Annotated in this window: 11 protein-coding genes; 9 read left to right on the forward strand and 2 right to left on the reverse strand. The window is 64.7% G+C overall.

Features of this window, described 5'->3' with window-relative positions; genetic code table 11:
• The 5 genes from QZV93_RS17225 to QZV93_RS17245 form a co-directional block, all read left to right on the forward strand.
• On the forward strand, positions 1-152 hold a 152-nt coding region (locus QZV93_RS17225; protein ID WP_295559939.1), incomplete at its 5' end, for a helix-turn-helix domain-containing protein.
• 47 nt (positions 153-199) lie between these two features.
• Complete coding sequence (locus QZV93_RS17230; protein WP_295559926.1) at positions 200-1,060, forward strand: D-amino-acid transaminase; 861 nt, start codon at positions 200-202, stop codon at positions 1,058-1,060.
• A 180-nt stretch (positions 1,061-1,240) separates the two neighbouring features.
• Positions 1,241-1,492 (forward strand): RNA chaperone Hfq, encoded by a 252-nt coding sequence (hfq, locus tag QZV93_RS17235; protein WP_291181099.1) that lies wholly within the window; start codon positions 1,241-1,243, stop codon positions 1,490-1,492.
• A 117-nt stretch (positions 1,493-1,609) separates the two neighbouring features.
• Positions 1,610-2,932: a GTPase HflX gene (gene hflX, locus QZV93_RS17240; RefSeq protein ID WP_295559928.1), complete on the forward strand. Its 1,323-nt coding sequence runs from the start codon at positions 1,610-1,612 to the stop codon at positions 2,930-2,932.
• 35 nt (positions 2,933-2,967) lie between these two features.
• Entirely contained in the window at positions 2,968-4,215 is a 1,248-nt protein-coding gene (locus QZV93_RS17245) for an FAD-dependent oxidoreductase (RefSeq protein ID WP_295559930.1), read from the forward strand.
• Positions 4,216-4,224: 9 nt separating this feature from the next.
• Here the strand turns inward: QZV93_RS17245 and mazG are convergent, their stop codons facing one another.
• Both mazG and QZV93_RS17255 read right to left on the reverse strand, forming a co-directional pair.
• Entirely contained in the window at positions 4,225-5,118 is an 894-nt protein-coding gene (gene mazG, locus QZV93_RS17250; protein WP_295559931.1) for a nucleoside triphosphate pyrophosphohydrolase, read from the reverse strand.
• Between the two features lie 52 nt (positions 5,119-5,170).
• Positions 5,171-5,704 (reverse strand): DUF2306 domain-containing protein, encoded by a 534-nt coding sequence (locus QZV93_RS17255; RefSeq protein WP_295559933.1) that lies wholly within the window; start codon positions 5,702-5,704, stop codon positions 5,171-5,173.
• 160 nt (positions 5,705-5,864) lie between these two features.
• Here QZV93_RS17255 and QZV93_RS17260 point away from each other — a divergent pair, with 160 nt between their 5' ends.
• The 4 genes from QZV93_RS17260 (at position 5,865) to QZV93_RS17275 (ending at position 9,565) form a co-directional block, all read left to right on the forward strand.
• Positions 5,865-6,446, forward strand: a complete 582-nt coding sequence (locus QZV93_RS17260; RefSeq protein WP_295559934.1) for a hypothetical protein — start codon at positions 5,865-5,867, stop codon at positions 6,444-6,446.
• Positions 6,447-6,460: 14 nt separating this feature from the next.
• Positions 6,461-6,673, forward strand: coding sequence for a hypothetical protein (locus tag QZV93_RS17265; protein ID WP_295559935.1), 213 nt, complete (start codon positions 6,461-6,463; stop codon positions 6,671-6,673).
• 416 nt (positions 6,674-7,089) lie between these two features.
• Positions 7,090-7,845, forward strand: coding sequence for a hypothetical protein (locus QZV93_RS17270; protein WP_295559936.1), 756 nt, complete (start codon positions 7,090-7,092; stop codon positions 7,843-7,845).
• 118 nt (positions 7,846-7,963) lie between these two features.
• Positions 7,964-9,565, forward strand: coding sequence for a hypothetical protein (locus QZV93_RS17275; RefSeq protein ID WP_295559937.1), 1,602 nt, complete (start codon positions 7,964-7,966; stop codon positions 9,563-9,565).
• Positions 9,566-9,815: the final 250 nt, after the last annotated feature.

Here is a 9,815-nt window from a genome sequence, read left to right on the forward strand (position 1 = left end):
AGCGCGAGTATCTGCTCGCCCAGATCAACCGCTTCGGCGGCAACATCTCGCGCACGGCGGAGTTCGTCGGCATGGAACGCTCGGCGCTGCATCGGAAACTCAGGGCGCTCGGCGTCTCCTCCGATCAGCGGCTCGGCGAGAAGGTCGGCTGAGGCGTAATCGCCAATCGGCAATCGGCAATCGGCAATCGGGGAATGGGATGGCGCGCGTTGTCTACGTCAATGGCCGCTACCTGCCCTACGCCGAGGCCGGCGTGCATGTGGAGGACCGCGGATTCCAGTTCGCGGACTCCATCTACGAGGTCTGCGAGGTCAAGGGCGGGCGTCTCATCGACGAAACGCGGCATATGGAGCGGCTCGAACGGTCGCTCGGCGAGCTTCGGATTGTCATGCCGATGTCGCGCGCGGCGCTGGGTCTCGTGATGCGTGAGGTGGTCAAGCGCAACCGCATTACGACCGGGCTCCTCTACCTGCAGGTGACGCGCGGCGCGGCGCCCCGCGACTTTCCTTTTCCCGAGGGCGATGTCACACCGACGCTGGTCTGCCTGGCGCGCCGGGTCGACGACGCCAAACGCGAGGCGCGCGCGGCTCAGGGCATTGCGGTCACGACGATGCCGGATGTCCGCTGGGGCCGCTGCGACATAAAAACCGTCATGCTGCTCCCGGCGGTGCTGGCCAAGGAAGCCGCAGCCGAGGAGGGGGCGCAGGAGGCCTGGCTGGTCGATCCCCAAGGTTTCGTTACGGAGGGAGCGTCGAGCAATGCGTGGATCGTCGATCCCTCCGGAACGCTCGTCACAAGACCGACGGGAAACGCAATTCTGCCCGGCGTGACACGCAGAACTCTTCTGGATCTCTTGAGTCGGGAAAATATCCCCATCGAGGAACGCCCCTTCCGTGTCGACGAGGCGGAGCGGGCGCGCGAGGCCTTCATTACCTCGGCTTCGGGGACTGTCATGCCAGTCGTGGCGATTAATAAAGTCGCCATTGGCGACGGGCGTCCGGGTGCGCTGACGCTCCGCCTGCGCTCAATATTTCATCAAGTTGCCGAAACTTCTCTCTAACCTCGCGTGGCATCAATTCTACGTGTTGTCCCGCAGCGCACTCGCGCCTATTGTCCCGCAATCAAGATATGTTAGCTGCTCCTGAGTCATGAGTTGTCGGCAAGCTCGTGACGGGTCGATTTTAACCCAGCGACCAAGATCAAAGTCCAGGAAGAGGCTATAAAAAAAGAGGCAAGAAAGATGGCCGCAGATCGCGCTCAGAACCTTCAGGACACTTTTCTCAATCACGTTCGCAAGAGCAAAACTCCACTCACGATTTTCCTCGTCAACGGCGTCAAGCTGCAGGGGATCGTGACGTGGTTCGATAATTTTTGCGTGCTCTTGCGCCGCGACGGACATTCGCAGTTGGTCTATAAGCACGCCATATCGACCATCATGCCGGGCGCTCCGGTCCATCTGATGGAAGCGGAGGTCGACGGTCAGCAAGGGTGAGTACGTCCCATCGACCGCACCACGAAGCCGGAACAAACGCCGGTCAAGAAAGGCCCTGATCAACAGGGCTCCAGATCGCAAGTCTCTCATGAGCAGGAGGCAGAGCGGGCGCGTGCCATGCGCACGCTCGTGCTCGTTCCAGTCCTCACACGGGTCCGTGGCCCCGCAGGCGGCGAGCACGCACGAGGCCTTTCGTTGCATTCGCCCGAGGATCGGCTGGCCGAAGCCAAGGGTCTTGCGGAGGCGATCGATCTCAACGTGGTTGGCGCGCAGCTGGTGCGCGTACCGCAGCCCAATCCTGCAACGCTGTTCGGCTCGGGCAAGGTCGAGGAGATCAAGGCGCGCATCGCGGAGTCCGAGGTGGGTCTCGTGATCGTCGACCACGCCATCACGCCCGGGCAGCAGCGCAATCTCGAAGTGGCGTGGAACGCCAAGGTGCTCGACCGCACCGGACTCATTCTGGAGATCTTCGGCCGGCGCGCGCAGACACGCGAAGGACGGCTGCAGGTCGAGCTCGCGCATCTTTCGTATCAGAAGGGCCGGCTCGTGCGCGCATGGACCCATCTCGAGCGGCAGCGCGGCGGGCGCGGCTTTCTCGGCGGTCCGGGCGAGGCGCAGATCGAGCTCGACCGTCGCATGCTCGACGAGCGCATCATCGCCATCAAGCGCGAGCTCGAAGGTGTGGTGCGCACGCGCGATCTGCATCGCAAGGGGCGGCGCAAGGTGCCGTATCCGATCGTCGCCATCGTCGGTTACACGAACGCCGGCAAGTCGACGCTCTTCAATCGCGTTGCGGGCGCGGGCGTGCTGGCGATGGATCAAGTGTTCGCGACGCTCGATCCGACGATGCGCGAAGTGCGGCTGCCATCGGGGCGTCGCATCATCCTGTCGGACACCGTCGGGTTCATCTCCGACCTGCCGACACAACTCGTGGCTGCGTTCCGGGCGACGCTCGAAGAGGTGATTGAAGCCGATCTCATCCTGCATGTGCGGGATATCGCGCATGCGGAGACGGAAGCGCAGGCGGCCGACGTGGCGGGCGTTCTGGCCGACCTCGGCGTCGATACGGCCGCCGCGGACGGACACATTCTCGAAGTCTGGAACAAGGTCGATCTCCTGTCGCCGGTCACGCGGGAGGAGGCGGAAGCAGCAGCGCGCTTTCGTACGCCTCAACCGGTGCTGGCGTCGGCGGCGACCGGCGAGGGCATTCCGCGCCTGCTCGATGCCATCGACGGGCGGCTCGGCGTCGCGGACGAAATCCTGGTCCTCAGGCTTCCCGCGCATGAAGGGCGGATCCTTGCCTGGCTGCACGAGAATGCCGACGTGCTGACGCAGGAGCCCGAGGGCGAGGAAACGATCGTTACGCGCGTGCGCATCGCCTCGGAGAAAAAGATGCGCCTTATTCGCCAGCTCGAACGTGCAGGGCTCGCGCTCTCGTAGTATACGAAAGCCCCAGTGCACGTTCGGAGGGGGCAATGGCGGACATTCCGAAGGCTCAGTGCTGCGTTGTCGGCGGCGGCCCGGCGGGGCTGATGCTCGGGTACCTGCTGGCGCGCGCCGGCGTCACGGTGGTGGTGCTCGAGAAGCACGCCGACTTTCTGCGCGACTTTCGCGGCGACACGGTGCACCCATCGACGCTCGAGGTGATGGTCGAGCTTGGCGTGATCGACAGGTTCCTCAATCTGCCGCACCAGAAGGTGCACAAGCTCGGCGGCATGGTGGGCACGACGCCGGTCACGATCGCCGATCTGTCGCATCTGCCGGTGCGCGAGAAATATATCGCGATGATGCCGCAGTGGGATTTCCTGAACTTCATCGCGTCCGAGGCTGCGCACTATCCCGGCTTCACGCTGCTCATGAGCACCGAGGCAACCGGCCTCATCGAACAGGGCGGGCGGGTCGTGGGCGTGACGGCCACGTCACCCGACGGGCCCAGGGAAATCCGCGCCGATCTGGTGGTGGCGGCGGACGGGCGCAACTCGGTGCTGCGGGAGCGCGCGGATCTCGAAATCGAGGATCTCGGTGCGCCGATGGATGCGCTCTGGTTCCGGCTGCCGGTGCAGCCCGGCGATACCGGCGAGACCATGGGACGGTTCGGCGCCGGCTACATCCTGGCGATGCTGTTCCGCGGCGACTACTGGCAATGCGCGTATGTCATTCCGAAGGGATCGCTCGAGGCGCTCAAAGCCGGCGGGCTCGACGCGTTCCGCGATGCGGTGGCGGCAGCCTCGCCCTTCGAGCGCGCGCGCCTGGACGCGGTTGCGTCGTGGGACGATGTGAAATTGCTGACGGTTCGCGTCGACCGGCTGCTGCAGTGGTATCAGCCAGGGCTCCTGTGTATCGGGGATGCGGCGCACGCCATGAGTCCAATCGGCGGGGTGGGCGTCAATCTCGCGGTGCAGGACGCGGTGGCGGCGGCGAACATCCTCGCCAAGCCGCTCTTGAGACGCGATGTGCGGCTCTCCGACCTGCGGGCGGTGCAGAAGCGGCGCATGTTCCCGACGCGCGTCACGCAGGGGATCCAGGTGGCGATGCAGAACAACATCATCCAGCCGACGCTTGCCCGCCGGGAGCAGCCGACGCCGCCGCTGGCGTTGCGCCTCATGCAGCGATTTCCATTTCTGCAGCGCATCCCCGCACGTGTGTTCGGGCTCGGTGTGCGGCGTGAGCATGTGGCGAGCTTCATACGGGAAGCGCGCGGAACGCCGGTGGCCCAACGCTAGTCAGATCGCTCAGGATTTTTCCGTTCTCTCGATCGCCTTGGCTTCGTCCCACAGGGCATCCATCTCGGCGAGGGAGGAGTCGGTCGGCCCGCGGCCTTGCTCCGCCAATCTGTGCTCGATGTGGGCGAAGCGACGGGCGAACTTCTGGTTCGCCCCGCGCAAGGCGGCCTCGGGATCGAGCTTCAAGTGTCGCGCAACGTTGGCCATGACGAACAGGAGGTCGCCGAACTCCTCCTCGATCTTGGCCGTGCGCTGGGGTGTGCGATCGGGCGAAGCGGCGCGGGGATCGGCGGGCGCGGCGATTTCCTCGAGCTCCGCCAGCTCTTCGCGCATCTTGTCGAATACGGGCGCTAAGGAGGGCCAATCGAACCCGACTTTCGCGGCTTTGTCCTGCAACTTGACGGCGCGCGTCAGGGCGGGGAGTGCCAAAGAGACGTCGGCGAGCAGCCCGTCTCCGCGGCGGCCGGTGGGGAGGAGGCCGGCTCTTTGTGCAACGCCGGCGTCGCGCGCGGCCGCCTTTTCGGCCCGTTCCTCGGCCTTGATCCTCGCCCAGAAACCCGGGGCGGCACCGGCTGCGCGCTCCTCGTCGCTGCCGAACACGTGCGGGTGGCGGCGGATCATCTTGGCGGTGATGGCCTCGACCACATCGCCGAAAGCGAAGGCGTCCTGCTCCTCCGCCATGCGCGCGTGGTAGGCGACCTGCAGCAGCAGATCGCCTAGCTCATCCTTGAGGTCGACGAAATCCTGACGCGCGATGGCGTCGGCGACCTCGTAGGCCTCCTCGATGGTGTAGGGCGCGATGGTCTCGTAGGTCTGCTCGAGATCCCACGGGCAGCCGGTGACCGGCGTGCGGAGCGCGGCCATGATCTCGATCAGGCGCGCGATGTCTTTCGATGGTGTCATGGTCGGTTCGCCGCTGCTGGTGGAATTCGGCTGAACCTAGCCGAAGTGCACCTCAGGTGGCGAGGGCCTGGCGGGAGGTCTTGCGTCGCGGGAGGATCGAGACCGGGGAGAAGGCGAGGACAAGCGCGAGAGGGACCAGCCAGCCGAGCCAAGTGGCGCAGGAATAGACCGGATTGAAGGGCCAATCGAGCGAAGTGGCGAACGCGGTCGTGATGCGCACCCAGATGGCGCCCGAGGCAACGGCGGCCATGGCGAGCATCAGCGTCGCGTGGCGCGCGCGCTCCTTGCGGCGGATGGCGGCGACGCCTGCAATCACGAGCGCGAGCCAGGTGATGCCTTGTGCCGCGAAGCCGAGTCGGGCGACGAACGGCGACGTGCTTTCATAGGCGACGGGAAACGATGTCAGGGCTCCGACAATGACGAGCACGGCTGTCGCGCGGCCGAGCGGGCGATGCCAGGCGCGCCGGTTGCGTGCGAGAATGACGAGCGGAATCAAAACCAGCGCCGCGCCCGAGGCCAGCATGTGCAGCTTGAAGATACCGGGCAGACGCTCGTCCACCACATGTAGGTTGAAGGGGAGGGGCATTGCGCCCACGCCCTCCACCAGGGCTATGAGTCCGGTAGGGACAGCCAGGGAGATCAAGGCGCAAATCGCGATAACGAGGAGAATGCGCGACACAAATTCGCCCGGGCGCGCTGTTTTGGTCTGATCCGTGATCAATTTTCTGGAGGCGAGATTTCGCGTCATGGGTTCAAGGACACACGGGCTCTCATGCCGGCACACCGGCCATCGCATGATCGCGAGCTTGGCTCTTCTTTGTGTTCTGGCTGCGGCGATGCCGGCATTCGCAGGTGAGCCGCAGGATGGAAAGACGGCCGCCGCGGCGGGCGCGGGCATCGATATCGGCGGCCGCTGGCAAGGCCGTACTTTCGAGCTGGCGCGGGCCGAGGACTGCGGCGAGGCACCCTGTACGCTGACACTCGATCTCGTGCGCTGTGCAACGGGTTGGTGCGGTGTCGAGGTGATCGGCGCCGAGCATCGCTGCGGCGGGACGGCGCTCAAGCTCGACGGTGGTGTGTCGAACGCGGGCGGTCCGGCGCTGTTCAAAGGCAAGCTCGAACTCGCCAAGGGCACGGAGCCTTACGTGATCGAAGCATATCTGATCCCGCCCAGCTCGAGCGACGACAAGACGGAGTTCCAGATCACCGGTGACACCGGCGGCGAGTTCCGCGTGTTCCGCCGCTCGTTCCCGTTCAATGCGACGCTGGCCAAGGTCGGCGACGCCAAGTGCCGTCCCGAGAGCGCGGTGTCGCTGCTTCTCGACTGAGCCAAGGAGCTCGTATGAGAGTTACGGTGCATCACTTCAAGGTGTACGATGCCGTCAACGACAGCTGGATCGTGCCGCCGCGCAAGAGCCCTGCCGAACGCATCGAGAGCGTTCGCGGCGTGATCATTCCCGGTACGGCGGAGGAGGTTGAGCGGTCCGTTCTCGACGAGCAGGATCGCTACGACCCGCGCCCACGGGGCTATGAACGTCCACGGATCCTGAACTAGGCAACTCGGCCTTGTGCCGAGGACCGGCCGCTCCACGCGCAAGCGGCTCGGGCGGCGAAAGCGGGACGCACCACGGCTTTTTTTCTGCTCCATGGTCCCAGGCACGAGATCTGGGACGACAGTCTGCGAGAACAATCGAAGGACGAAAGCCTAGCCCTCGATGCGCTTCGGCGCCTCCGCCATGCGCACCAGCTGTCATCCTCGGGCTTGTCCCGAGGATCCAACCATCCAAGCCGGTGCAGCCAGGGAAAAAATCGACGCCGCTGAGTGGGAAGTTGGATCCCAGGCCCAAGGCCTGGGATGACACGTCGAGGACGTGGATGCGGATCGACCGGAGAGTCGGAAATTTGTTTTCCGGCACCCGGAAGCGCTTTACAGCTTGATCGGTCTTCCTGTTCGAGAGCGCGCTTCCACCCATGATCGTTTTTCGCATCCTCCTCAACGGCGTGATCATGGCGGCCGAGGCCGGCGCCGTGGCGGCCGTGGCCTGGTTCGGCTACACGTATCCCTTTCTCTTTGCCGCGTTCACGGCGGCCTTGAGCTTCCTCCTGGGATTGAGGCTCGAGACCAAGCGGCTTTCGTTCGAGATCCCGTTCTACTTCGAGGGCGCGCGCACGCCGCGTCTCATTCTGGTCGGGCTCGTCGGAATCGTCGAAGCCTTGATGAAGGCGGTGCTGGCGGGACTCGCGGCGCTGTTCACGTTTGCCGGGACGGACAGCGAGCGTCTGCTGGCGGTGGCCGCCGTGTTCGCCGTCGTGACCTATGTGGGGGCGAGCGCGCTCAGGGGACTGTCGGTCTCGTTCCGTGCCCAGCCGTGGCGCTGGGGGTATTTCCGGCTCGGGCCGCCGTTGGGCCTGCTCTTCTCGGCGGGCATTGCAATACTGGCGGCGGCCGGCATCCTGCACACGTCGAGCGTCGGCGACATCGGATGGAAGCTGGTCTGGGAGCTGCCGCAGAAGCCTTCCGTGAACCAGGTGAGCGAGCTCTTCTTTCAGCTCAAGCAGGCATTCGATGATTTCATCGTGACGCTGCTCAGCCAGGTGATGAGCCAGGAGTGGGCGCGGCTCGTGGGCATCGTCGTCAGCGTCAACGTGCTGACGGGGTTCGTGGCGTCGGTCTATGCGGCGGTGATCGCGGCGATCGTGCGCACGGCGGAGGAGGGGCTGCCGTAGGTGGCGTCGGCCGCGGCCGCGGTCGTGAGATGCGTCGAATTTTAGGGACGCGATTAACGCCGATTGAGCGGGAGCTGCCCTAGGAGAGGGCCTGGCTCCGCTCTTCTGCAGACACCTCATGCCCCGATCGCTTTGGTTCTTCGTGCTAACCGCGGCTGTCTTCGTGCTGCAGGTTATTCCTGTGACCGGCGTTTTCCTCATGTTCGTGGTGGCGCCGTTTTGGTCGATCGCAACCGTCAACGCGGGCTTTCTCGGGATCGTGATCGAGGCCAGCCGTGGGAGCGTCGCGCGGGTGTGGATGCTGGCGCCGGCGTTGTGGTTCGGCGGGTACGCTGTGGCGGCAACGCTCAGCCACGTCGAGCTGGCGCGACTCGACACCGAGATCAGAGCGCACAATTCCGGACGATCAATTCCGTTCTCCGGCGAGAGCCAAGCGCTGGTGGTCGCAGGGCAGAGCTCGTCGGACCGATCCGAGCTTGTGAAATCCTATGCGGTTCCCGTCGTCTTCGAGAAGGTGTCGGGAGACGGCAGGGCTTCGCATCGGGCTTATCGTCTGGGTGCCGGCGAGACGTGCGTGCGTCTGCGCCAGCGGGGCGTCCAGGCCGCCGGCATTCATACGTACGGCATTTTCGAAGGCCGGAAGATGCTTCAGGGCATGTGCCTTTTCTGGCGGCCGGAAGATCCGCAGCTGCCTGCGGTCACGGTTTCCTCTCGACGTGACGAGCAGGAGGGGATCCTGTTGCCCGCTACGCTGGAGCGCATCGCGATCGAAGATGTGCGTGGCCCATCGATCGCGCTGTTGAGCGCTGAGGCCAGCCCGCTGGCATGGGTTCCGATGCCCGTTATCGGCTGTACACTTATTTCGATGACGGCCTCATGGGAGTGCTTCGCGAGCTTTATGCGCGATGAACCCCGTCATCTCGGCGGTGCGAGCAAATCCGAGATCGTCGCGGGCGCGCTGGGGCTCGAGAGATCTCCCGCGAGCGCACGGCGCGCCTCGATCGAGGCCTCACAGGGGGTAAGGATCGATGCGTTCCTCGCCGATCAGATTTCGGTCTCCGTTGCCAACCTGGATCGCCTGATCAGCGACCCGACGCAAAAGCTCACGATCCATGATCTCAGAGGATTGACGGAGCGCCCTGATCTCCTTGCGCCGCGCGCGGCGGCCATGGTCGATGCACTCGGCCGGGCGTTCGATGCAGGTCCGCAGGCGCAGGAGCGGGCGCTATTGCTGCAGCAGCATCTGGCGGCGCTGCCTGCGAGGGACTTTCTCCGGAGCGGAGACGCGTTGATTTCCGTGCTTATGGCCCTGCGTCGGATGGAGTCCGAGCAGCTTCAGTTCGAGCTGATCGTACGCTTGGGCGACCTGGGCGCACCGGCGCTCCCGGTCTTGAAGAGAGCGTTCGACGAGGGCCGTCATGTCTCGAAGGGCGCTGCGGTGCTACTCGGCTTCTGTCGGCTCGGAATGCCTGCAGCAGGGGAGGCCGAGAGCATCACCGCCAGGTTGCTTCAGGCCCGGGAGCAGCTTCCGGATCGGTTCTACGCGGCTTATGTGCTCATGCGGCGGCTCGGCCGTACGGATCTTGCCGAGCGCATTCGCGAGGCTCGCGGTGGTTGGGAACAGACGTACGACCGATGGTCCTCGGTTGCTCCGGAGAGCCCACCGAACGCATGTGTCGGATTCTTTGCGACGCCGACTTTCGAAACGGCGCCGATCTGAGGGGCCGCCAGCTCAGACGTTGTGTTGAGCTACGGCCAGATTTCCACACCCCATCCATTCGCATAATATATATTATGGAAAATAACGTCGTGGGTTGGTTGTGTATCAGTATGATACATGCAACGCCGATTGAAGCTGATTGGACCCTAGCCTTGCGGCGCAGCGCGGCGGACGATGGTTGCCCGACGCGCTGCAGCCTGCGAGCGACCTACTTCTCGGTCTTCTCGAAGTTGTCCTGGACGAAGCGGTC

The organism is uncultured Hyphomicrobium sp. (assembly GCF_902826555.1).
Lineage (GTDB): Bacteria > Pseudomonadota > Alphaproteobacteria > Rhizobiales > Hyphomicrobiaceae > Hyphomicrobium_C.